Below are 23,268 nucleotides of genomic sequence, written 5' to 3' on the forward strand. Positions count from 1 at the left end.
CTTCATACGTCGAGGAAGGTTGTTCTTCGCCCACTCGATTGCGTGAGCAGGCCGGCTGCCGCGCGCAGGGGAAGTCCAGACTGTCGGCGTCACGACGAGTTGCTTGGGTCAGAACCCGGCGAAATTGACCGTGACAGTGGAGCCCCTGAGCGCGGTTTCACCGGCCGCCGGGCTCGTCTTCGAGACGACGAACGCGCCTGGCGCAACATCTGCGATTGCACTGTAATCGAGCTCGAATCCCGCGTCCCCGAGGATCTTGCGTGCTTCATCCCAGGTCTTGTCGACCACGTTCGGTACCTCGACGAGATCGGGTCCCTTCGAAACCGTGAGCCGAACAACGTCGCCGGGTCGCATCGGATCGCTCAGCCAGTCAGCAGTGATGACATTGTCCATCGCGACGTCATTGCTGAACTCGGGCGCCGCGTGCTCGACGGTAAGTTCCGCTGCTTTCAGCGCAGCCTCCGCCTCGCCGACGGGGAGACCCTCGACGGGCGGCACGCGGCCGACGGAGACGATGAGCGTGACCTCGCCGCGCTCGGGGTAGGTCGCGGGCAACGGCTTGCCGTCGGCACCGAGTGTCGCGATCACCGAATCAGCGGGCACCTCGGCGTCGAACTGCTTCACGGGGTCGAGCAGTGTGAACTCCGCGAGGAGTTCGTTCGCCTCGGCAACCGGCTTGCCGACGACATCGGCGACGTCGAGGATCTGCGGCCCCTCCGACACGAAGAGCGTGACCGTCGAGCCGCGCTGAGCCTGGCTGCCGCCGGGCGGGTCGGTGTCTGCCACCTGCCCCTCGGGAACCACCGGGTCGGTGCGCGACGCCTGCTCGACGACGAACCCGGCGTCTTCGAGCGATGCAGTCGCCGCCTCGGGCGTGAGCGTCGAGGTGGTCGGAACGGTGGCGAACGAGCCGGGGCCGGCGCCGAAGTACCACCCGGTTCCCGCGGCCAGTCCGGTGAGCAGCAGCACGAGCGCGAAGAGCCAGTATCCGCGGCGCCGTCGGCGATCGGCACTCGCCGAAAGGGCGACGGTGTCGTCGACGCCGGATGCCTCGTGCGCAGTTGTCGCGACGAGCGGGCCGCCCAGCACGCGCGTTTCAGCTGTCGCGCCCGCGGCCATGGCCGCGGCGTCGGGAAGCACCATCGTGGCCTGCGTGGTGATCGGAAGGTGGGAGGCCCGGATTCCGGGCTCGACCTCGCGCAGGCGATCGAGCAGTTCGCGCGCGTCGCGAGGTCGTTCGTCAGGATCGCGCGACGTCGCCCACGCGACGAGCTCGTCGATTTCGGCGGGCACGGCCGGGTTCTTCGAGCTCGGCGCCGGCACCGAGTCGTTGGCGTGCTGGTAGGCGATCTGCATCGGTGCCTCGCCGACGTACGGCTGCTCGCCGGTGAGCATCTCGTACATCATGATGCCCACGGCATATATGTCGCTGCGGGCATCGGCGATGCCGCGAGTGACGAGCTCGGGGGAGAGGTAGGCGATGGTGCCGAGCAGCGCCTGCCCGGTGGCGGTGTTGGCGCTCGCCCCCCGAGCGAGTCCGAAGTCGCTGAGCTTGATGCGGCCGTCGTCGGCGAGCAGCACGTTCTCGGGCTTGACGTCGCGATGCACGATGCCCGCCTTGTGCGCGGCCGCCAGCCCCGACAGCACCGCGTCCATGATGTCGACCGTCTGCTCGGCGGTGAGGCGCCTGTAGTCCTTCAGCAGGTCGCGCAACGTGATGCCGGGCAGGTACTCCATGACGAGGTACGCCATGTCGGCGTCTTGACCCTGGTCGAACACGTTCACGACGTTGGGATGGGCGAGACGGGCCGCTGAGCGAGCCTCTTGCACGAAGCGCGTCTTGAACGTGTTGTCGTCGGCGAGGTGCCCGTGCATGATCTTGAGCGCGACGCGTCGCTCGAGGCGCAGGTCGGTCGCGAGGTACACCGTGGCCATGCCGCCGCGCGCGATCCGCGAGCGCACCTGATAGCGACCGTCGATCAGACGGCCGATCATCGGGTCGACGGGCGCGGTGGTCACGATGCGAGTCTACGAAAGTCCATATGCCGCAGCCGGTGCAAACGCCGACGCCACACCGATCGCAACGGCATCGTGATGCGTCAGCCGAGCTCGGCGAGCCAGGCCCGTGCCGACGCCTCCCACTTGGCGTAGTGGTCGGGATGAGCGCTCAACTGCACAGCCTGGGCGGCCTCGGTGACCGTCATCGCCTGCCAGCCCTCGATGTCGAGCAGGCCTAGGGTGCGCCCGGGGTTCGGGTTCGACTCGCCCCCGTAGAACGCCGTGGTCGCGCGCGTAGGATCGAGCACCTCGTCGACGGTGCCCCAGCCCTCGCTCGGTCGCTGCTGGAAGAGCCCCTGCGAGTCGAGATCACCCCGGTGCAGGTTCCGGAGGCTCGACTCCTGCGCTGCGGCGGCGAGCGCCACCACGATTCCCTGATCGGGCACGCCGAGGCGCCGGCCCGTCTCGACGATGATCCTGGCGTTCGCGCGCATCTCGTCGGTGAGCGGCATGCTCACCGACGCCACCGGCAGCACCGCGGCCCGCTTCGGGATGGTGAGCTTCTGACCGGGGTGGATGGTGCCGGCGCTGTCGAGCCCGTTCGCGTCGATGAGCTGCCCGACCGCGACATCGTGGCGTTCGGCCAGGTCCCACAGCGTGTCGCCCGCGACGACGACGTGCGAGCCGGCGGGGGTCGTGGGCGGCGATGGCGCGGGCGCAGCCGACGGCACGTCGATGACCGGGGCCGCCGCCGACGACGGCAGCACGATCGTCTCGCCCGGAAAGATGAGCGACTGTCTGCCGAGCCCGTTGGCCCGCAGCACCACGTCGAGATCGAGTCCATGCGCAGCGGCGATGCCGCTCATCGTGTCGCCGGCGACGACGGTGTGCTTCGCGATCTCGGCGGCGGGGCTCGGCGGCGGCGCGGCGTGAGACGCGCCACCCGGCAGGGCGAGCCGCTGTCCCGGGAAGATCAGGCTCGACCAGCTGAGTCCGTTGTGGGCCAGCACCTCGGCGGTCGAGAGCCCGTGGCGTTCGGCGATGCCGCTCACGGTGTCGCCGTCGGCGACCACGATCTCGGCGGGTACCGCGGCCATCGCAACGCTCGACGTCGGCGCGGAACCGCCGGTCTGCGCCTTGGCCTTCGGCTGACGCTTGACCTGGTGCGTCGCTGCTTCGGCGGGCTGGGCGATGCCGAGCGTCACCGCGATCGTGCTCACGATCGCGAGCGGCAGCGCGAGTGCGCCACGGATGCCGCGTGGCCGGCGTCGCCCGTTCGCATCATGCGTCGTGCGCCCCCCGACGCCGTCGACCTGGTCGACCATGGTGCCCCCTTCACCGATGCGTGCATCGGCCCTTCGCGTCACCGTCGCACAGGAGACGGGGTCAGTCAATTTGCCGCGCGGGCGAGCGGCGACTCGACGCGCGAATGCTTTCGCAGCGGCATCCGACATGGCAATCTTGGATGCGTGACCGATGCTGCCGAGACCACCTGGCTGACTGTTCCCGACCTCGTCGAGCTGACCGGGCAGAGCCCCAGCCGCATCCGTCGTCTCATCGACGACCGACACCTTCTCGCAGCGCGCGTCGACGGCGTGCTGAAGGTGCCGTCGGTGTTCCTGCGCGACGACGCGCCGGTGCCCGAGCTGCATGGCACCGCGATCGTGCTCGCCGATGCCGGGTTCAGCGATGCCGAGGCGCTCGATTGGTTCCTCGCCGAAGAAGACAGCTTGGGCACCACGCCGATCGCCGCGCTGAGAGCCGGTCGCAAGGCCGAGGTGCGTCGGGTCGCCCAGGCGCTCGCCTGATCCCACCTCGAGAAGGCCAGGCCGCGCGTCGGATCGGTCATTGCTTACGCGACTCAGTGGGCGCGCCGGGTCACCGTCTTGGCGAGCTCGCCGAGTTCGTCGCGCGCGGCACGGCCGAGCGGCGCGTCGTCGAGCGCGGCGGTCGCGCGTGCGACGTTGTCGGCGATCATGCGCTCGACCTCGTCGACCGCCCCGCACTCGACGATGGTGCGTTGCAGCATGTGCACCTGGTCTGGGGTGAGAGCGGCGTCGCCGAGCAGTTCGTCGAGCAGCCGGCGCTGCCCTGGCGCGAGGCGCTCGCGAGCGCTCGCGACGAGCATTGTGCGCTTGCCCTCGCGAAGGTCGTCGCCGCTGGGCTTGCCGGTGACCTCGGGGTCGCCGAACACGCCGAGCAGGTCGTCGCGAAGCTGGTAGGCGACTCCGAGGGGGAGTCCGAATCGGCGCAGCGCTTCGAGCTGGGCGGAATTCGCGCCCGCAATCGCCGCGCCGATGAGCAGTGGCGCCTCGATGCTGTACTTCGCGGACTTGAACGTGATGACGCGCTCGGCGCGCAGCCGCTGCTCGTCGGCGGGCTTCGTGAGCCAGGCCCGCTCCTCGAGGATGTCGAGGTACTGCCCGGCGGTCACCTCGGTGCGCATGCGCGTGTACTCGGCGCGAGCTGCCCGGGCCGCACGGCGGTCGGCGAGCGGGTCGAGTCCTTCGTCGAGCAGTTCGTCGCTCCAGCCGAGCAGCAGGTCGCCGAGCAGGATCGCGGCATCGGTGCCGAACTCGGCCGCGTCGCCGGCCCAGCCACTGTCGGCGTGCAGCCCCTCGAAGAGCCGGTGCGCCGAGGGTGCGCCTCGGCGCGTGTCGGAACGGTCGATGATGTCGTCGTGCACGAGCGCTGCCGCGTGGAAGAGCTCGAGTGCGGCCGCCGCCGACACGACGGGGAGGCGGTCGCCTGCGCCATCGGGTTCGAACGGGTCGAACGCGTGCGTGCGCACCCCCTGCCAGCCCAAATAGCAGAACAGCGCCCGGAAGCGCTTGCCACCGCTGAGAAACCGCCGTGAGAACGCGTCGAGCGGGTCGAGGTCGGGACTGATCGAGCGGAGAATGGAGGTACGTTCGGCGAGGAACTCCTCGATGCGTTCGTGCACCAGATCGACCAGACGGGAACCATGAGCCACCCGCCTAGCCTACCGAGGCGAGGCGGGGCTAGAATGGACTCGGATGCGCCGGTCCCGAGCCTGAGGGGAATGAGATGCCGCTTTCAGAGCAGGAGCAACGTCTTCTCGAAGAGATGGAGCGCAACCTCTACCGAAACGATGCCGACTTCGTGCACGCGGTCGGTGGGGTTCGTGGTCGACGACCCAACTACCGCGCGATCGTGCTCGGCGTGTTGCTCGCCGTCGCGGGTGTCGGCGCACTCATCGCGGGTGTCGCACTCCAGCTCCTCGTCATCGGCATCGTCGGCTTCGCACTCATGTTCGCCGGCGTACTCATCGCCATCACTCCCGGCAAGAGCGGTGCCGCCGCACCCGCGCCGAGCGAGGGGCCGGCGCCGCAGGGCAAAGGCCGATCGGGCGGGGGGTTCATGGACCGCATGAACGATCGCTGGGATCGCCGCCAAGAGGGCCGCGAGTAGAGTCTCCACCACCCACCACCTGAACGGGTCGATCACCAGATCGGCCCGTTTCGCATTTCCCTCCACATCTCGCCGGCAGCCGCCTCCACTTCGCACCACCTGAACGGGCCGATCGCCGGATCGGCCCGTTTCGTCGTCCGCGGCGCCTCGTTCGACGGGGGGAAACGCCCGGCGCGGGACATCCGTCGTTCATGCCGAAGGTGATGACTCGCGCTGTCGCCGCGTTCTCGGTGAATTCCCTCCACCGCGCTCCACCGCCTGGAATCGTTGATTTTCTGGGCCTTGCGCGCGGCATTCCCGAGGAAAATGGCCGACTGTCGTTGAAGAGTGGATGGATGTGGAGTAAAGTGGGGCGCACCTGGATCCTGGCCGGAGGAAAGGGGGTGGTGCGGTGTTCCTCGGGACCTACGAGCCGAAGCTCGATGAGAAGGGCCGCGTCATTCTTCCGGCGAAGTACCGGGACGAGCTCTCGAACGGACTCGTGCTCACACGGGGGCAGGAGCGCTGTCTCTACGTGTTCAGCGCACGTGAGTTCGAGAGCATGAGCGACAAGATCCGCCAAGCCCCGGTGACGAGCAAGCAGGCGCGCGACTACATGCGCGTCTTCCTCTCGGGGGCGTCCGCGGAGACCCCCGACAAGCAGCATCGGGTCACCATCCCAGCCAATCTCCGCGGCTACGCGGGGCTCGATCGAGACCTCACGGTCATCGGCGCCGGCAGTCGGGTGGAGATCTGGGATGCGGCGGCGTGGCACAGCTACCTCGCCGAGCAGGAGGCGGCCTTCGCGGAAACGGCGGAGGAGGTGATCCCCGGGCTCTTCTGATCCTCGGGCCCCGACTCCCAGCCGGCCGGGCCTGGTGCACTTCCCCGCATCAGGACGAACGGATGGGGATCGGGACCCGAGGCCCACGAAGACAAGGCGGAATCATGGACATCGAACGCATCCACACCCCGGTGATGCTCGAGCGCACCCTCGAGCTGCTGGCACCCGCGATCTCGGCCGACGGCGCGGTGCTCGTCGACGCCACGCTCGGAATGGGCGGGCACGCGGCCGCGTTCCTCGAGCGATTCCCGAAGCTCACCGTCATCGGCCTCGACCGCGACACCGATGCGCTCGGCATCGCCCGCGAGCGCCTGGCGAAGTATGGCGGCCGGGCCCGGTTCGTGCACACGGTCTACGACGGCATCGCGCGGGCCGTGCGGTCCGAGGGGTTCCGCGAGGTGCAAGGGGTGCTCTTCGACCTCGGTGTGTCCTCGCTGCAGCTCGACCGCGCCGAGCGCGGGTTCGCCTACTCGAAAGACGCGCCGCTCGACATGCGCATGGACTCGACCAGCGGGCGCACCGCCGCCGACGTCGTCGCCGAGTCGAGCGAAGACGAACTGCGACGCATCTTCCTCGACTACGGCGAAGAGAAGCTCGCGGCCAGATATGCGCGCGCCATCGTGCGGGCACGAGCGGAGGCCCCGATCACGCGTTCCTCGGAACTCGTCGCGGTGATCCAGTCGGCGACCCCCATGGCCGTGCAGCGGCAGGGGCATCCCGCGAAGCGCGTGTTCCAGGCATTGCGCATCGAGGTGAATGAAGAGCTCTCGGTGCTCGAGCGTGCGATGCCGGCGGCACTCGACACCATCGCCGTCGGCGGCCGCATCGTGGTGCTCGCCTACCAGTCGCTCGAGGACCGCATCGTCAAGCGCGTGCTGCAGGCCGCTTCGAGCTCCACCGCGCCCGCCGGGTTGCCGATGGAGCTGCCCGAGCACCGCCCGCAGTTCAGGCTCCTCGTGCGGGGCGCTGAGCTCGCGAGTGAAACCGAGCAGGCCGAGAACCCCCGTGCGAAACCGGTGCGACTGCGCGCCGCAGAACGAGTGAGGAGGCCGTCATGAGTGCATTGCCGGCCCAGTCGATCCCGGCACCGCGGCGGGCCATCGACCGCCTGCGAGTCCTGCGCCCGGCCCCCGAGGTCGTCGGCCGCGCCAAGCCGCGCCTCGCCTACGCGATTACCGCGGTCACGGGCGTCGCGGCGATCATCGTGGCCCAGATGCTGCTCTCGATCGCCGTGACGCAGGGCGCGTACGAGGTCGACGGGTACCAGGTCGCCCAGACGAAGCTCGCCCGCCAGCAGCAACAGCTGCGTGAAGACCTCGACCGGGTGCAGTCACCGCAATACCTCGCGGCGAATGCCGAGGCACTCGGCATGGTGCCGAACGCCGACCCCGTGTACCTGCGCCTGTCTGACGGCGCCGTACTCGGCGAACCTTCTGCTGCCGATGGCGCAGCACGGTCGACCGCGCCGCTGGTGCCGAATGCGCTGATCGACGGCGTGCCGCTCGTCACCGAGCAGCAGACGGGGAAGACTCCGACACAGGGGAACTCGCCGGGCGCGGCCGGCAATGCGGGCGGGGCGATTCCCGCCGTGGCACCGGTACCGCCACCGGTCGATGGGGCGCTGCCGACCCCCGCGACGCACTGACGACCGAGAACGAGAACGAGCACGAGCAAGGAACCTGACGCGGATGAACCGAACCAGCCGGTACCCGATGCGGCGCATCCTCGTCTTCGCGGTCGTGATGGTCGTACTGGTCGGCGTGTTCGTCGTGAAACTCGTCGACGTGCAGATCGTGCGGGCGTCCGAACTCAATGTGCAGGCGCAAGACGCCCGGTCGGTGCCGGTCAAGGTCTACGGAGCTCGCGGCGACATCGTCGACGCGAACGGCCAGGTGCTCGCCGACACCGTCATGCGATACGACATCGCCCTCTCGCCGAAGCAGGCGATGAAGGGACCGGTATCACGCGAGGAGCCCGATCCGGCCGACCCCGACAAGACCCGTGACGTCGATGTGCCGCTCGAGCAGGTCGCTGCCGAACTGGGCGCCGTCGTCGGGCTCAGCGGCGACCAGGTGCAGGGCATCATCGCGAACGCCCTCGCCGACGACCCCGACTCCGACTTCGCCTATGTCGCGAAACTCGTCGACACGGCCACCTACGAGGCGGTCAAGAAGCTCGACATCCCCTGGGTCGTGCCATACGAGCACCCGAGCCGCCGCTATCCGAACGGCGCGGTCGGGGGCAACCTGCTCGGCTTCGTGCAAGAAGACGACGGCGAACCGCTCGCCGGTCTCGAACTCTCTGAGAATGAATGCCTGGCGAGTGAGAACGGCGAGGTGAGCTACCTGCACAGCCTCAAGGACTGGGTGCGGATCCCCGGCACCGAGGTCGTGCACAAGCAGGCGCACGACGGCGGCACGCTGAGGCTCACGATCGACGCCGACCTGCAGTTCTTCGTGCAGCGCATCGCCGAGGAGCAGCGTCGCGCGGTCGGCGCCGACTGGGCGACCGTGACGGTCATGGAGGCGAAGACCGGGCGCCTGCTCGCCGTCGCCGACGTGCCGACGGTCGACCCGAACAACCGCGACGCGACGGCAGAGGGCGACCGCGGCTCGCGGTCGTTCACCGCACCGTTCGAGCCGGGTTCGACCTTCAAGGCCCTGACTGCGGCATCCGTCATCAATGCAGGCAAGGCAGACCCGCGGAGCCGCATCACCGCTGACTACCGGTACCTGCCGCCCAACGGGGCGAACATCAACGACAGCTTCTTCCACGGCCCCACTCCGTACACCCTGACCGGCGTGCTCATCGACTCGTCGAACACCGGCATGTCGATCTTCGGCGAGCGGCTGAGTGACCAGGCGCGCTACGACGACATGGTGAAGTTCGGCCTCGGTGCCGAGACCGAGGTCGGCTTCACCGGGGAGGAGCCCGGCGATCTGCACGGCGACCCGGCCGAGTGGGACAACCAGACCAAGTACGCGACGATGTTCGGGCAGGGCCTCACCACCACCGCGGTGCAGATCGCCAGCGTCTACCAGACTCTGGCGAACGGCGGCGTGCGCATGCCGGTGTCGCTCGTCGACGGGTGCGAGACCGCCGACGGCGAGACCACCGAGACCGCGTCCGAGGGAACTCGCGTCGTCTCCGAGAAGGCCGCAGACGAGACGAGCCAGATGCTCGAGCGGGTGCACCTCGAAGGCTGGCTCGCCGACAAGTGGAACATTCCGGGCTACAGGGTCGCCGCGAAGACCGGCACGGCCCAGGTTCCAGATGGGCAGGGCGGCTACCTGAGCGGCTATCTCGTGTCGGTGTCGGGCTTCGCCCCGGCCGACGACCCCGAGTTCGTCGTTTCGGTGAGCATCATGAATCCCGTTAAGATGAACTCGTCCGCCGCATCCGCGCCCGTCTTCCAAGAGGTGATGAGCCAGGTGCTGAAGAAGTATCGGACCGTTCCATCCGGCGCCCCGGCGCCTGAACTGCCAGCCACCTGGTGAGAAAGTTGGGTTCGTGACCGGATCGCCTCCCACGGCCCTCCGGCCGCAGCACCCGAGCCCCCGACCCCTCCGCGGCCTCGCCGACGAGTTCGGGTTCGACGTGCGCGGCGACCTCGGCGACCTCGAGGTGACGGGCGTCGGCCTCTCGTCGTCGGCGGCACGCCCTGGTGACCTCTACGTGGGCGTTCCCGGCCGCAATGCGCACGGCGCGCAGTTCGCCGCAGCCGCGCGCGAGGCGGGCGCGGTCGCGTTGCTCACCGATGAGGCCGGTGCCGCCCTCGCGGCCGACGCCGGCCTGCCGATCCTCGTGGCCGCCGACGCGCGGGCTTCGCTCGGCGATGTCGCCGCGTGGATCCACCGCACGGCCGACAACCCGGCGACGCTCTTCGCCGTCACCGGCACGAACGGCAAGACCAGCGTCGTGTATCTGCTCTACGGCATCCTGCGCCAGCTCGGCGTGGTCGCCGGGCTCACGTCGACCGCCGAGCGCCGCATCGGCGACGAGGCCGTCACGAGCTCGCTGACGACCCCCGAGGCGAGCGAGCTGCACGCCCTGCTCGCCCGCATGCGCGAGGTCGACGTGCGCGCGGTCGGTATCGAGGTTTCGGCCCAGGCGCTCTCGCGCCACCGGGTCGACGGCCTCGTCTTCGACATCGCGGGTTTCACGAACCTGAGCCACGACCACCTCGACGACTACGCCACGCTCGAGGAGTACTTCGAGGCCAAGCTCGAGCTGTTCCAGCCCGGTCGTGCACGACGTGGCGTGGTCACGGTCGACTCGGCGTGGGGCGTGCGGCTGGCCGCTGAGTCGGGCATCCCGGTGACGACGCTCACGACCCGCGGCGACATCGCGGCCGACTGGCGCCTCACCGTGCTCGACGAAGAGGCCGCCTACACGTCGTTCGTGCTCGAAGCCGCCGACGGCCGTCGCCTCGAGACGCGGGTGCCGCTGCTCGGCTGGTACATGGCGGCGAACGCGGCACTCGCGATCGTCATGCTGGTCGACACCGGCTATGAGCTCGACCGCATCGCCGACGTGCTCGAGCGCGATGGCGGCATCGACGCGTACATCCCCGGGCGCGCCGAACGCATCTCAGGCGACCGCGGTCCGATCGTCTACATCGACTACGGCCACAGTCCCGACGCGTTCCTGCAGACGCTCGCCGCGATCCGCCGGTTCACCACCGGCCGGGTGCTCATGGTCTTCGGCGCCGACGGCGACCGCGACACCACGAAGCGGGCTGAGATGGGGGCCATCGCCGCGCGCGGCGCCGACGTGGTCGTCGTCACCGATTTCCACCCGCGATTCGAGGACCCGGCCGCGATCCGCGCCGCCCTCATCGATGGCGCCCGCGCAGCGGTGCCCGATCGCGAGATCCACGAGATCGCCGACCCGCGCCAAGCCTTCCGCGCCGCGCTCGCCCTCGCCGAAGAAGGAGATGCGATCCTGTACGCAGGCCCCGGACATGAGGACTACCACGAGGTGCGCGGCGTCAAGCTGCCGTATTCGGCGCGTGAGGACTCGAAACAGGCGCTGCGCGATGCGGGGTGGCTCGAGTGATCGCCCTCACGCTGGCAGAGATCGCAGCGGCGACCGGCGGCACGCTGCACCTCGTCGACACCGATTCCTCGCCACAGACCGTGGTCTCAGGCTCGGTCACGACCGACTCGCGCGAGGTCGGCCCGGGTGACGTGTTCTTCGCCAAGCGCGGCGAGTTCGACGACGGGCACCGGTTCGCCCCGGCCGCAGCCGAGCACGGTGCGGCACTGCTCGTCGTCGAGCACCCGCTCGACCTCGCCGCGGCGCAGGTCGTGGTCGCCGACACGGTCGACGCCCTCGGCGCGCTCGCGACCGAGGTCGTGCGCCGTGTGCGAGCACGCGGGCACCTGAAGGTCGTGGGCGTCACCGGATCGAACGGCAAGACGACGACCAAGAACCTGCTGCGCGCGATCCTGCAGGGGCATGGCGCCACCGTCGCGTCGCGCAAGTCCTTCAACAACGAGGTCGGCGGGCCGATCACCGCACTCGAGCTGACCGACGACACCGAGTTCCTCGTCGCCGAGATGGGCGCCTCGGCGGTCGGCGAGATCGCGCGTCTCGTGCGCATGGCGCACCCCGACGTCGGCATCGTGCTGAAGGTCGGCCTCGCCCACGCAGGAGAGTTCGGCGGCATCGAGCAGACCGTGCTCGCGAAGTCCGAGATGGTCACCGAGCTCGCGGCCGACGAGGTCGCGGTCTTGAACGCCGACGACCCGCGGGTCGTGTCGATGGCCGAACGCACGGCGGCACGGGTCGTCTGGTTCGGCCTCGGCGAGCGGGCCGAGGTTCGCGCGACCGACCTCGTCGTGCACGCGCGCGGCACCGACTTCACGATCACCGCCCCCGCCGCGCCGGCGGATGCCAACGCCGTCGCGCGTGTGCGTTTCGGCGTGCTCGGCGAGCACCACGTCTCGAACGCCCTCGCTGCGACCGCTGCGGCACTTCAACTCGGGGTTCCGCTCGCCGACATCGTCGCCGCGCTCGAACAGGTGACTCTGGCGGAGCGCTGGCGCATGCAGCTCATGGGCGGCCGCGACGACATCACCGTCATCAACGACGCCTACAACGCGAGCCCCGACTCGATGTCGGCGGCGCTGAAGACGCTCGCGCAGGTCAAGGCGCCGGGCACGCGCACGATCGCCGTTCTCGGCGAGATGAGCGAGCTCGGCGAGTTCTCGGGTGAAGAGCACGATCGCATCGGCCTGCTCGCGGTGCGGCTCGGCATCTCGCAACTCGTCGTGGTGGGCAAGGGCGCGAGGCGCCTGCACATCACGGCGATCAACGAGGGTTCGTGGGACGGCGAGTCCGCCTACGTCGAGACGCAGGACGAGGCCTTCGACCTCGTCGTGTCCTCCGTGCGCCCGGGCGACACGGTGTTGGTGAAATCGTCGAACGCGGCGGGTCTGCGTCTGCTGGGCGATCGACTGGGAGAATGGTTCGCGTGAGAGCACTGTTGACCGCCGGGGCGTTGTCGCTCGCTTTCACGCTGTTCCTGACCCCCCTCTTCATCCGGCTGTTCACGCGGCTCGGCTGGGGTCAGTTCATCCGCGACGACGGGCCGCAGAGCCACCACGTCAAGCGCGGCACGCCCACCATGGGCGGCATCATCTTCATCCTCGGCGCCCTCTTCGGCTACTTCGGGGCGACACTGCTCTTCTCGAGCGAGCGTCCGACCGCGTCAGGCCTGCTCGTGCTCGGCATGATGGTGGGGCTCGGGCTCGTCGGCTTCGTCGACGACTTCCTGAAGACCCGCAAGCGGCAGAGCCTCGGACTCGGCGGCTGGGCGAAGGTGCTCGGGCAGGTGGTCATCGCCGCGGGTTTCGCGCTGCTGGCGCTGCAGTTCCCGAGTGAGCAGGGCATCACGCCGGCGAACACGAAGATCTCGTTCATCCGCGACCTGCCGCTCGACTTCATGGTGTTCGGCACGGTCGTCGGCATCATCCTCTACGTCGCATGGATCTGCCTGATCACCGTCGCCGCCTCGAACGGCGTGAACGTCACCGACGGGCTCGACGGCCTCGCCGGCGGCGCCTCGATCCTCGCGATCGGGTCGTTCGTCATCATCGGCTTCTGGCAGTTCAACCAGTCGCTCTTCAGCCCGAACCTGAACCCGAGCGACGCCTATCGCGCCTACGACGTGCGCGACCCCCTCGACATCGCCATCGTCGCGACCGCGATCGTCGGCGGCCTCATCGGATTCCTCTGGTGGAACACGAACCCGGCCAAGATCTACATGGGCGACACCGGCTCACTCGCCCTCGGCGGCGCGCTCGCCGCTCTCGCGATCGTCAGCCACACCGAGCTGCTCGTGGTCATCATCGGCGGCCTGTTCGTCATGGAGACCGGCTCGGTCATCGTGCAGCGGGCGTACTTCAAGCTCACGCGCGGCAAGCGCATCTTCCTGATGAGCCCCATCCATCACCACTTCGAGTTGAAGGGCTGGGCCGAAGTCACGATCGTCGTGCGCTTCTGGATCATCGGCGGCCTGTTCGTCGCCGCGGGCGTGGGCGCGTTCTACTTCGAGTGGCTGCAGCGCTGATGGGCGATACGCCCGCCTCGAACGCGTCGCGGCTCGACGCGCTGACCAGCTGGCACGCCGACTGGGCCGGCCTCAGGGTCGCCGTGCTCGGCCTCGGGGTCACCGGATTCGCCGTCGCCGACACGCTCACCGAGCTCGGGGCCGACGTGCTCGTCATCGCGCCCGAGGTCGACGACGACCGGGCGAGAATCCTCGACGTCATCGGGGCGCGCCTGCTGCGGCATCCGCTCGACGTCGTGCCCGCCGAACTCGTGGCGTTCGCACCCGAGGTGATGGTCGTCTCACCCGGATTCCACCCCGACCACCCCGCGCTCGAGTGGGCGGCCGGCGCCGGTGTCGCCGTGTGGGGCGACATCGAGCTCGCCTGGCGCGTGCGCGACAAGGTGAACACCGCCGAGTGGATCCTCGTCACGGGAACGAACGGCAAGACCACGACGGTGCAGATGACCGCCACGTTCCTCGCCGCCAACGGGCTGCGCGCAGCGCCCTGCGGCAACATCGGCGTGCCCGTGCTCGACGCGGTGCGCGATCCGGGCGGCTTCGACGTGCTCGTCGTCGAGCTCTCGAGCTACCAACTGCACCACCTGCCGAAGACCGGGCCCGGCGCGCTGCACCCGTGGTCGAGCGTCGTGCTGAACGTCGCCGACGACCACCTCGATTGGCATGGTTCGTTCGACGCGTACAAGGCGGCGAAGGCGACCGTCTACGAGAACACCAAGGTCGCGTGCGTGTACAACCGCGCCGACGAGGCGACGCGCCGCATGGTCGAAGACGCCGAGGTCGAAGAGGGCGCCCGCGCGATCGGATTCGGGCTGGATGTCCCGGGGCCGAGCGATTTCGGCGTCGTCGACGGCATTCTCTGCGACCGTGCGTTCCTCGACGACCGGCGCAACGCAGCGCTCGAGATCACGTCGCTCGACGAGCTCGAGCCACGCGGCCTCACTGCGCCGCACGTCGTCGCGAACATCCTCGCCGCGTCGGCGCTCGCACGGTCGTTCAGCGTGCCGGTAGGCGTCATCCACGACGCGCTCGGCGAGTTCCGGCTCGACGCGCACCGCATCGAGACGGTGGCCCTCGCCGGCGGCATCCGCTGGATCGACGACTCCAAGGCGACGAATCCCCACGCCGCGCAGGCCTCGCTTGCCGCGTTCGGCAAGGTCGTGTGGATCGTCGGCGGCCTGCTGAAGGGCGTCGACGTCGACGCGCTCGTCGCGGCTCATGTCGCGCGGCTTCGTGCGGCGATCGTGATCGGGGCCGATCGGGCCGCGCTCGTCGCCGCGTTCGCGCGACACGCGCCCGAACTGCCCGTGTTCGAGGTCGCCGCGGCCGACACTGATCAGGTGATGCCCGACGCGGTCGCGCTGGCCGCGGGGGTCGCCGAGGACGGCGACACCGTGCTCCTCGCGCCCGCGGCGGCGTCGATGGACCAGTTCGCCGACTACGGCGATCGCGGCAGGCGGTTCCACGAAGCGGTCAGATCGATGCTGGGAGGTGAGGCGGATGGCGACTCCGCCCCGCACGACCCGCCCGGCGAAGTCTGAGGCCTCGGGCATCTCGGCTGCCCGCATCCGACTGGGCCGGGTCTTCCGGGTCGAGTCGGCCGACTACTTCCTGCTGCTCGGCACGACGCTCTTCCTCGTGGTCTTCGGACTCGTCATGGTGCTGTCATCGTCGCTCGTGGAGTCGTACATCGTCGACGGCGGGTTCCTCGACCAGGCCATCAGGCAGGCCGTCTTCGCGGTCGTCGGCGTGCCGGCGATGCTGCTCGCGAGCCGCATGCCCGAGCGGTTGTGGATGCGCATCGCGTGGCCGGTGCTGATCGCCTCGTGCGCGTTGCAGTTGCTCGTCGTCGCCACGCCGCTCGGCATCGAGGTCGGCGGCAACACGAACTGGCTCGCCATCGGACCGGTGCAGTTCCAGCCCTCCGAGTTCATCAAGGTCGCGCTCGTCATGTGGCTCGGGCTCATCGTGACGAAGAAGCAGGAGTACCTCGACGACTTCACGAGAGGAATCCTGCCGATCGTGCTCGTCGGCGGTGCGGCGATCGGCCTCGTGCTGCTCGGTGGCGACCTCGGCACCGTCATGATCATGGGCGGCATGCTGCTCGGCGCACTCTTTCTCATCGGCGTTCGGTTGCGCCTGCTGCTGTTGCCGATCCTCGTCGCCGCCGCCCTCTTCACCGTTGTCGCGCTCTCGAGCGAGAACCGCATGCGCCGCATCATGTCGTTCCTCGACGCCAACTGCCAGGCGGGCGGCACGGGCGACGCGATCAACGAGTGCTGGCAGATCCAGCACGGCACCTATGCCCTCGCGAACGGCGGCGTATTCGGGGTCGGCCTCGGCAACTCGGCGGCCAAGTGGTCGTGGCTGCCCGCTGCCGACAACGACTTCATCTTCGCGATCATCGGTGAAGAGCTCGGGCTCATCGGGGCGGTCGTCGTGATCGGGCTCTTCGTGCTGCTCGCCGTCGCGTTCGCACGTGTGCTGCGCTCGGCGCGCACGCCGTTCGCGAAGGCCGCGACGGCCGCGGTGCTCGTCTGGGTCATCGGCCAGGCGTGTGTCAATATCGGTGTCGTGCTCGGTGTCTTCCCCATCCTCGGCGTTCCGCTGCCGCTCGTCTCGGCCGGCGGCACGGCCCTGCTCACGACGTTGTTCGCGATCGGCATCGTGCTCTCGGTCGCGCGCGACCCGGGCGCCCCGGCGCGCGCCGCCGCCCGCGCTGCTGCACGCAAGGCGGCGAAGGCAGGGCGCGCGGCGAGATGACCGTCTACCTGCTCGCCGGCGGAGGCACCGCCGGCCATGTGAACCCGTTGCTCGCGGTCGCCGACCGGTTGCGCGAGCGCGACCGCGAAGCCGAGGTGCTCGTGCTCGGCACCGCCGAGGGACTCGAGGCCCGTCTTGTTCCGGCCCGCGGCTACGAGCTCCTGACCATTGCGAAGGTACCGTTCCCGCGGCGGCCGAACCGTGCGGCCGTCGCCTTCCCGTCACGATTCCGAACGTCGGTCGCCGACGTGCGTCGCATCATCGACGAGCGCCGCGTCGACGTCGTGGTGGGCTTCGGCGGTTACGTCTCGACCCCGGCCTACCTCGCTGCCCGTCGCGCCGGTGTCCCGGTCGCGATCCACGAGGCCAATGCGAAGCCCGGGCTCGCCAACCGGCTCGGCGCCCGCTCGGCAGCAGCCGTCGGGGTCGCGTTCGAGGGAACGCCGTTGCCGCACGCCACCGTCGTCGGCATGCCGCTGCGTCACGAGATCGAGCAGCTCGATCGCGGCGCCCTGCGCGACGAGGCCGCCGCGTTCTTCGGGCTCGACGCCGCTCGCCCGGTGCTGCTCGCGACCGGCGGATCGCTCGGCGCACGCCGCATCAACCGCACGATGGTCGACAGCGCCGACATGCTGACCGGTGCCGGGTGGCAGGTGCTGCACATCACGGGGGCGAAGTCCGAGGTGACCGACCCCGGCATCGCCGACTACCGCATGGTCGAGTACGCCGACCGCATGGACCTCGCACTCGCGATCGCCGACTTCGCGGTGTCTCGCGCCGGCGCCGCGACCGTCAGCGAGCTCGCGGCCCTCGGCATTCCCGCCGTCTACGTGCCGTATCCCGTCGGCAACGGCGAGCAGCGGTTCAACGCCGCGGGCGTGGTCGAGGCCGGCGGCGGCGTGCTCGTCGACGATGCCCGGTTCCTGCCCGGGTGGGTGCGCGACGAGCTCGTGCCGCTGGCCGCCGATTCGGCACGCGTCGACCGCATGGCGCGCGCCGCGGCATCCGCCGGCATGCTCGACGGCACCGACCGCATGGTGGCGCTCGTCGACGACGCGCTCGGCGGGGCAGCCGGCGACCGGTCGCGAGGCGCGTAACGTTGGAGTGAGCGGATGTCGCGATATCCGCCCGATCGACGAATCGGCCCGCCGGCCACCCGACCCCCGCAGCGACCGCACCCCGAGGAAGAACGCCCCACGTGACCATCAAGCCCGACCTCACCGCCCAGATCCCCGCCGAGCTCGGCGCCGTGCACTTCGTCGGCATCGGCGGATCGGGCATGAGCGGCATCGCGCGCCTCTTCATCGACGCGGGGCATCGGGTCACCGGGTCAGACGTGCGCGACTCGGCGAACATCGCCGCACTGCGCGAACTCGGGGCCGAGATCGCGATCGGCCACGACGCCGCGAACGTCGGCGACGCCGAGGCGCTCGTGGTGACCGGCGCGCTCTGGCAGGACAACCCCGAGTACCAGCTCGCCCTCGAGCGGGGGATGCCGGTGCTGCACCGCTCGCAGGCGCTCGCCTGGTTGATCGCCGGGCAGCGCCTCGTGTCGGTCGCGGGGGCGCACGGCAAGACCACCTCGACCGGCATGATCATCACCGGCCTGCTGGCACTCGGCGCCGACCCGAGCTTCGTGAACGGCGGCGTCATCGAAGAGCTCGGCGTCTCGTCGGCGGCAGGCAGCGACGACCTGTTCGTCGTCGAGGCAGACGAGTCCGACGGCTCGTTCCTGCTCTACGACACCGCGGTGGCGCTCATCACGAACGTCGACCCCGACCACCTCGACCACTACGGCTCGCGCGTCGCGTTCGAGCAGGCGTTCGTCGATTTCGCCGACCGCGCCCGCGAGCTCGTCGTCATCTCGTCTGACGACGCCGGGGCGAAGCGGGTCGCAGAGCGGCTCTCGCACGAGCACGTCGTCACGTTCGGCGAGGCGGCCGATGCGACGGTGCGGGTGCACTCCATCGAGACCGACGGGCCGGTGTCGTTCGTGGTCTCGTACGACGGTGTCGATCATGGCGCGACGCTGCGCATTCCCGGGCGCCACAACGCCATCAACGCCGCCGGTGCGTTCGCGGTGCTCGTCGGCCTCGGCTTCGACCCCGCGGCATCCCTCGCGGGCATCGCGCGCTTCGCCGGCACCGGCCGCCGGTTCGAGCTGCACGGCACCGTCGGCGGCGTGAGCGTATACGACGATTACGCGCACCACCCGACCGAGGTCGCCGCCGCCCTGGCTGCGGCGCGCACCGTGGTGGGCGAGGGGCGCATCATCGCGGTGCACCAGCCCCACACCTACAGCCGCACGCAGGCGTTCGCGCAAGAGTTCGCCGACGTGCTCGAGCAGTATGCCGACGAGACCGTCGTGCTCGATGTGTACGGCGCGCGTGAAGACCCTGTGCCCGGCGTGACCGGCGCGCTCGTGAGCGAGCGGTTCGCCGACACGTCGCATGTCGCATTCGTGCCCGATTGGCAGCAGGCCGCCGACCTCACCGCGAAGCTCGCGCGCGAGGGCGATTTCGTCATCACGCTCGGCTGCGGTGATGTGTACCGCATCGTGCCGCAGCTGCTCGCGTCGCTCGAGCGGGAGCGCGAATGACCGTGAGCCGCCGGTGAAACGGCCGCAGGGATTCGACCGGCCTGCGGTACGGCCGCGGCCCGCCGGCGCGGGGTCTGCGCCGTCGCCGACGCGATCGGATGTCCCGCCAGAGGCCGCGCCCTCGTCGGCGATCCCAACGCTGCCGCAGCCCGTGCGCTCGCGCGATCAGGCGAGCGTCTCCGATGCCGACCGGGTGACGACCGAACCGATCGAGCTCGGCCCGCTGAACGGCGGCGCGGGCGAGCCGGCCGATGGCGCGGCGTCCAGCCCGCCGGGCGCCTCGAGGGCGGCCAAGCGCGCCCTCGCCGCGGCCGCGCGCGAGCGACGCCGCTACGAACGCCAAGAGGTGCGTCGATTCACGAAGCGCTCACGCCGCCGTCGTATGGCGTGGGCGGTGGCCGGGGGAGCGGTGGCGCTCGTCACCATCGGCGTCGTGGCGGGCGCGTACTCGCCGCTGATGGCGCTCCGCGAGGTGCGTGTCGAGGGCGCGCAGCGCATCCCGGCGGCCCAGATCGTCGCTGCGTTCGAGGGCGAGCTCGGCACTCCGCTGCCTCTGATCGCCCGCGATGCCGTGCATGACGCCCTCGCGGACTTCTCGCTCATCGAGACCTATTCGACCGAGACCATTCCGCCGGGCACGCTCGTCGTGCGCATCGTCGAGCGCACTCCGGTCGGCGTGATCGAGGCGGACGACGGGCTGGCGCTCGTCGACGGCGCCGGCGTCGTGATCGAGCGACCCGCCGAGCGACCCGAGGGCCAGCCGCTCATCACCGTCGACGGCGGCACCGCGAGCGACGGGTTCCGGGCGGTCGCGGCGGTCGTCCGCAGCCTTCCGGCTGATGTGCGTGCGCAACTCGTCGCGGCCTCGGCCGAGACGGCCGACGATGTGAGGCTCGAGCTCGCAGGGGGTGTACCCGTGCTGTGGGGCAGCGCGAGCGAGTCGGTGGTGAAGGCGGTGGTGCTCTCGCGGCTCATGGCCGTCGCGCCGCCCGACTCGGTGGCGGGTTACGACGTGTCGTCTCCCGAGAGCGCCGTGACGTACTGATCGCTGCGTCAACCCCGAATCGGCGGCTCGGGGCGGCGAGTCTGCGGTGCGGTTCGCGACACGCGGGCGCGCCTTGTGAGGAGGGTGTGTCGGGGCGCCTACCGTCAAGTTCAGGAATTGCATACTCAGCAAAACTTTAACCTTCGACTAGAGGTTCAGGGTTCAGAGTTCGCACGGAAGGCCGGTCATGTCGACAAACCAGAACTACCTCGCCGTCATCAAGGTCGTCGGAATCGGCGGCGGCGGCGTCAACGCCGTCAACCGAATGATCGAACTCGGCCTGCGCGGAGTCGAGTTCATCGCGATCAACACCGACGCACAGGCGCTGCTGATGAGCGACGCCGACGTCAAGCTCGACGTGGGTCGCGACCTCACTCGCGGACTCGGCGCGGGCGCCGACCCCGAGGTCGGCCGTCGCGCCGCCGAAGACCACGCCGAGGAGATCGAAGAGGCGCTCGCCGGCGCCGACATGGTCTTCGTCACGGCGGGCGAGGGCGGCGGCACGGGCACCGGTGGTGCTCCCGTCGTCGCGCGCATCGCGAAGTCGATCGGCGCGCTCACCATCGGTGTCGTGACGAAGCCCTTCGGATTCGAGGGCAAGCGCCGCCAGACGCAGGCCGAGCAGGGTGTCGCGCGCCTGAAAGAAGAGGTCGACACCCTCATCGTCGTGCCGAACGACCGGTTGCTCGAGATCAGCGACCGCGGCATCTCGATGCTCGAGGCGTTCGCCACCGCCGACCAGGTGCTGCTCGCCGGTGTGCAGGGCATCACCGACCTCATCACCACGCCCGGCCTGATCAACCTCGACTTCGCCGACGTGAAATCGGTGATGCAGGGCGCCGGCTCCGCCCTCATGGGCATCGGCTCGTCGCGTGGGGCCGACCGTGCCATCAAGGCGGCAGAGCTCGCGGTCGCGAGCCCGCTGCTCGAGGCGTCGATCGACGGCGCGCACGGCGTGCTGCTCTCGATCCAGGGCGGCTCGAACCTCGGCATCTTCGAGATCAACGACGCGGCCCGCCTCGTGCAAGAGGCGGTGCACCCCGAGGCGAACATCATCTTCGGTGCCGTCATCGACGACACCCTCGGCGACGAGGTGCGCGTCACCGTGATCGCGGCCGGCTTCGACGGCGGCGAGCCGAACGCCAAGCCGGTCGAGGCGCGCCGCACGAACTTCGTGCCTGCGGTGGTCGGGGCGACGGTCGGCGGGGGCGGCGGCTCCGCGCTCGGCAGCGACTCGGCCGCCGATGTCATCGGCGAGATCGACATCGACGAACTCGTCGAGACGGCGAACTGGGGCGAGGTCGAGACCTCGACGGCCGACCAGATCGTCTCGGACCCCGCGTTCGGCAACGACAACGACGACCTCGACATCCCCGACTTCCTCAAGTGAGCCGGCGCGACGACGACGGGCGGCGAGACGCATGAGCGGCCTCGCCGACCGTCTCGCCGACGTGCGTATGAGCATCGCGGATGCCGCGACCGAGGCCGGGCGCGAGGCATCCGAAATCACCACCATCGTGGTGACGAAGTTCCAGCCGGCGTCGCTCGTCGCCGAACTGGCCGCGCTCGGTGTGCTCGACGTCGGCGAGAACCGCCACCAGGAGGCGCAGGCCAAGGCGGCAGAGCTCGAAGGGCTCGGCGTGCGCTGGCATTTCGTGGGGCAACTGCAGAGCAAGAAGGCGAAGCACGTGCGAGCGTACGCGACGGCCATCCATTCCGTCGATCGTGCGGCCCTCGTCGACGCGCTGCGCTCCGACGAGGCATCCGTCGACTGTTTCGTGCAGGTGAATCTCACCGACGATCCCGGCCGCGGCGGCGTCGCGCCCGAAGCGCTCGAACCGCTCGTCGAGCGCGTGCTCGACACACCCGGTCTCACGCTGCTCGGCCTCATGGCGGTCGCGCCGCTCGACGAGCCGGCTCGCTCCGCGTTCGCACGAGTGCGAACGCTCTCGGAGCGCGTCCAACGGCTCGCCCCCGGCGCGAGCTCGTTGTCCATGGGGATGTCACACGACTTTCGCGATGCGATTCTGGAGGGTGCGACACACCTGCGGATCGGCACCGCAATCACCGGGAATCGGCCGGTCGCCGGTTAACCTCGAAGAGACGGAACCCAGACGGAGGCATCGATGTCGAACCCGCTCAAGAAGACCATGGTCTATCTCGGACTCGCCGATGAGGAGTTCGAGAACGAGAACCAGCAGGCGAGTACGCCGGCCCCCGCTCCCACGCCCGTCGTACACGCCGCGCCGGCGCCCGCACCCAAGACCGGCGCAGCGGTGACGCCGCTGCGAAAGCACCAAGTCCAACCGAGCACCCCGCAGGCGGAGATGAACGAGATACTGACCGTCCACCCGCGTCAATATCGTGACGCGCAGGTGATCGCCGAGTCCTTCCGTGAGGGAGTCCCGGTCATCATCAACCTCTCGCAGATGTCCGACGGCGATGCCCGTCGGCTCATCGACTTCGCCAGTGGGCTCTCCCAGGGGCTGCACGGCAAGATCGAGCGCGTCACGAGCAAGGTCTTCCTGCTGTCGCCGGCGCACGTCGTGGTCTCGGGTGAGACGGGTGACGCAGAGGGCGACGTCGAGGCGTCGTTCTTCACGCACGCGTAGTCGCCGTGGGCGCACTGCTGATCGTCTGGAACCTGCTCTACGCGCTGCTGCTCATCTACTTCTTCGTGATGTGGGCGCGGTTCGTGCTCGACCTCGTGCGCACGTTCAATCGTTCGTGGCGCCCGCGAGGCTTCTGGCTCGTCGTGGTCGAGGCCGTCTACAGTGTCACTGATCCGCCGGTGCGTTTCTTCCGGCGGCTCGTTCCGCCGATACGCATCGGCCAGGTTGCACTCGACCTCGGGTGGAGCCTGGCGATGCTCGTCGTCATCATCGCCATGACCGTCGTGTCATGGTTGGCCGCGGCAGCCGCCGCAGCGTGAAGATCTCCTGAGTTCGTGACAGACCGAGACACTCGGCTCTCACGACTCTCAGGATCTCTTTGCTACCGTTAGCAGAACGTGATCGAACCGTTCGACAGAT

General features: G+C 69.6%; 21 protein-coding genes. 18 read left to right on the plus strand and 3 right to left on the minus strand.

What is annotated here, in order from left to right; genetic code table 11:
- Positions 1–108 precede the first annotated feature (108 nt).
- Entirely contained in the window at positions 109–2,019 is a 1,911-nt protein-coding gene (pknB, locus tag ABD164_RS10625) for a Stk1 family PASTA domain-containing Ser/Thr kinase (protein ID WP_344295978.1), read from the minus strand.
- Between the two features lie 80 nt (positions 2,020–2,099).
- On the minus strand, positions 2,100–3,323 hold the full coding sequence (locus ABD164_RS10630) for a muramidase family protein (protein ID WP_344295979.1): 1,224 nt from the start codon (positions 3,321–3,323) through the stop codon (positions 2,100–2,102).
- Between the two features lie 144 nt (positions 3,324–3,467).
- On the opposite strand from ABD164_RS10630, the gene ABD164_RS10635 reads away from it, so the two are divergent.
- A complete protein-coding gene (locus ABD164_RS10635; protein ID WP_344295981.1) occupies positions 3,468–3,806 on the plus strand; it encodes an Rv2175c family DNA-binding protein in 339 nt (112 codons plus the stop codon).
- Positions 3,807–3,859: 53 nt separating this feature from the next.
- On the opposite strand, the gene ABD164_RS10640 is transcribed toward ABD164_RS10635, so the two are convergent.
- Positions 3,860–4,972 carry a polyprenyl synthetase family protein gene (locus ABD164_RS10640; protein ID WP_344295982.1) on the minus strand — a complete coding sequence of 371 codons (1,113 nt, stop codon included), beginning with the start codon at positions 4,970–4,972 and terminating at the stop codon, positions 3,860–3,862.
- A gap of 74 nt (positions 4,973–5,046) precedes the next feature.
- Here ABD164_RS10640 and ABD164_RS10645 point away from each other — a divergent pair, with 74 nt between their 5' ends.
- The 17 genes from ABD164_RS10645 (at position 5,047) to ABD164_RS10725 (ending at position 23,168) form a co-directional block, all read left to right on the plus strand.
- Positions 5,047–5,430, plus strand: a complete 384-nt coding sequence (locus ABD164_RS10645; RefSeq protein WP_344295983.1) for a DUF3040 domain-containing protein — start codon at positions 5,047–5,049, stop codon at positions 5,428–5,430.
- Between the two features lie 391 nt (positions 5,431–5,821).
- A complete protein-coding gene (gene mraZ, locus ABD164_RS10650) occupies positions 5,822–6,253 on the plus strand; it encodes a division/cell wall cluster transcriptional repressor MraZ (protein ID WP_344295984.1) in 432 nt (143 codons plus the stop codon).
- A gap of 104 nt (positions 6,254–6,357) precedes the next feature.
- The gene (rsmH, locus tag ABD164_RS10655; RefSeq protein ID WP_344295986.1) at positions 6,358–7,311 is read left to right on the plus strand and encodes a 16S rRNA (cytosine(1402)-N(4))-methyltransferase RsmH; all 954 of its coding nucleotides are present in this window, start codon (positions 6,358–6,360) and stop codon (positions 7,309–7,311) included.
- Positions 7,308–7,898 (plus strand): cell division protein FtsL, encoded by a 591-nt coding sequence (gene ftsL, locus ABD164_RS10660; RefSeq protein WP_344295988.1) that lies wholly within the window; start codon positions 7,308–7,310, stop codon positions 7,896–7,898. Before rsmH ends, ftsL begins: the two co-directional genes overlap by 4 nt.
- Positions 7,899–7,941: 43 nt before the next feature.
- Positions 7,942–9,750: a peptidoglycan D,D-transpeptidase FtsI family protein gene (locus ABD164_RS10665; RefSeq protein ID WP_344295990.1), complete on the plus strand. Its 1,809-nt coding sequence runs from the start codon at positions 7,942–7,944 to the stop codon at positions 9,748–9,750.
- A 13-nt stretch (positions 9,751–9,763) separates the two neighbouring features.
- The gene (locus ABD164_RS10670; RefSeq protein ID WP_344295991.1) at positions 9,764–11,311 is read left to right on the plus strand and encodes a Mur ligase family protein; all 1,548 of its coding nucleotides are present in this window, start codon (positions 9,764–9,766) and stop codon (positions 11,309–11,311) included.
- Positions 11,308–12,735: a UDP-N-acetylmuramoyl-tripeptide--D-alanyl-D-alanine ligase gene (locus ABD164_RS10675; RefSeq protein ID WP_344295993.1), complete on the plus strand. Its 1,428-nt coding sequence runs from the start codon at positions 11,308–11,310 to the stop codon at positions 12,733–12,735. The genes ABD164_RS10670 and ABD164_RS10675 overlap by 4 nt, the downstream gene beginning before the upstream one ends.
- The gene (gene mraY / locus ABD164_RS10680; protein WP_344295995.1) at positions 12,732–13,829 is read left to right on the plus strand and encodes a phospho-N-acetylmuramoyl-pentapeptide-transferase; all 1,098 of its coding nucleotides are present in this window, start codon (positions 12,732–12,734) and stop codon (positions 13,827–13,829) included. The genes ABD164_RS10675 and mraY overlap by 4 nt, the downstream gene beginning before the upstream one ends.
- Positions 13,829–15,370 carry a UDP-N-acetylmuramoyl-L-alanine--D-glutamate ligase gene (murD, locus tag ABD164_RS10685; RefSeq protein WP_344296293.1) on the plus strand — a complete coding sequence of 514 codons (1,542 nt, stop codon included), beginning with the start codon at positions 13,829–13,831 and terminating at the stop codon, positions 15,368–15,370. Before mraY ends, murD begins: the two co-directional genes overlap by 1 nt.
- A complete protein-coding gene (gene ftsW, locus ABD164_RS10690) occupies positions 15,330–16,592 on the plus strand; it encodes a putative lipid II flippase FtsW (RefSeq protein WP_344295997.1) in 1,263 nt (420 codons plus the stop codon). The genes murD and ftsW overlap by 41 nt, the downstream gene beginning before the upstream one ends.
- Complete coding sequence (murG, locus tag ABD164_RS10695; RefSeq protein ID WP_344295998.1) at positions 16,589–17,689, plus strand: undecaprenyldiphospho-muramoylpentapeptide beta-N-acetylglucosaminyltransferase; 1,101 nt, start codon at positions 16,589–16,591, stop codon at positions 17,687–17,689. Before ftsW ends, murG begins: the two co-directional genes overlap by 4 nt.
- 101 nt (positions 17,690–17,790) lie before the next feature.
- Positions 17,791–19,191, plus strand: coding sequence for a UDP-N-acetylmuramate--L-alanine ligase (gene murC, locus ABD164_RS10700; RefSeq protein WP_344296000.1), 1,401 nt, complete (start codon positions 17,791–17,793; stop codon positions 19,189–19,191).
- 193 nt (positions 19,192–19,384) lie between these two features.
- Complete coding sequence (locus tag ABD164_RS10705) at positions 19,385–20,236, plus strand: cell division protein FtsQ/DivIB (protein ID WP_344296001.1); 852 nt, start codon at positions 19,385–19,387, stop codon at positions 20,234–20,236.
- Between the two features lie 187 nt (positions 20,237–20,423).
- A complete protein-coding gene (ftsZ, locus tag ABD164_RS10710; RefSeq protein ID WP_344296003.1) occupies positions 20,424–21,626 on the plus strand; it encodes a cell division protein FtsZ in 1,203 nt (400 codons plus the stop codon).
- A gap of 31 nt (positions 21,627–21,657) precedes the next feature.
- On the plus strand, positions 21,658–22,329 hold the full coding sequence (locus ABD164_RS10715; RefSeq protein ID WP_344296004.1) for a YggS family pyridoxal phosphate-dependent enzyme: 672 nt from the start codon (positions 21,658–21,660) through the stop codon (positions 22,327–22,329).
- A 33-nt stretch (positions 22,330–22,362) separates the two neighbouring features.
- A complete protein-coding gene (locus tag ABD164_RS10720) occupies positions 22,363–22,848 on the plus strand; it encodes a cell division protein SepF (RefSeq protein WP_344296005.1) in 486 nt (161 codons plus the stop codon).
- Positions 22,849–22,853: 5 nt separating this feature from the next.
- Entirely contained in the window at positions 22,854–23,168 is a 315-nt protein-coding gene (locus ABD164_RS10725) for a YggT family protein (protein ID WP_231046426.1), read from the plus strand.
- Positions 23,169–23,268 lie beyond the last annotated feature (100 nt).

The organism is Agromyces neolithicus, assembly GCF_039529735.1.
Lineage (GTDB): Bacteria > Actinomycetota > Actinomycetes > Actinomycetales > Microbacteriaceae > Agromyces > Agromyces neolithicus.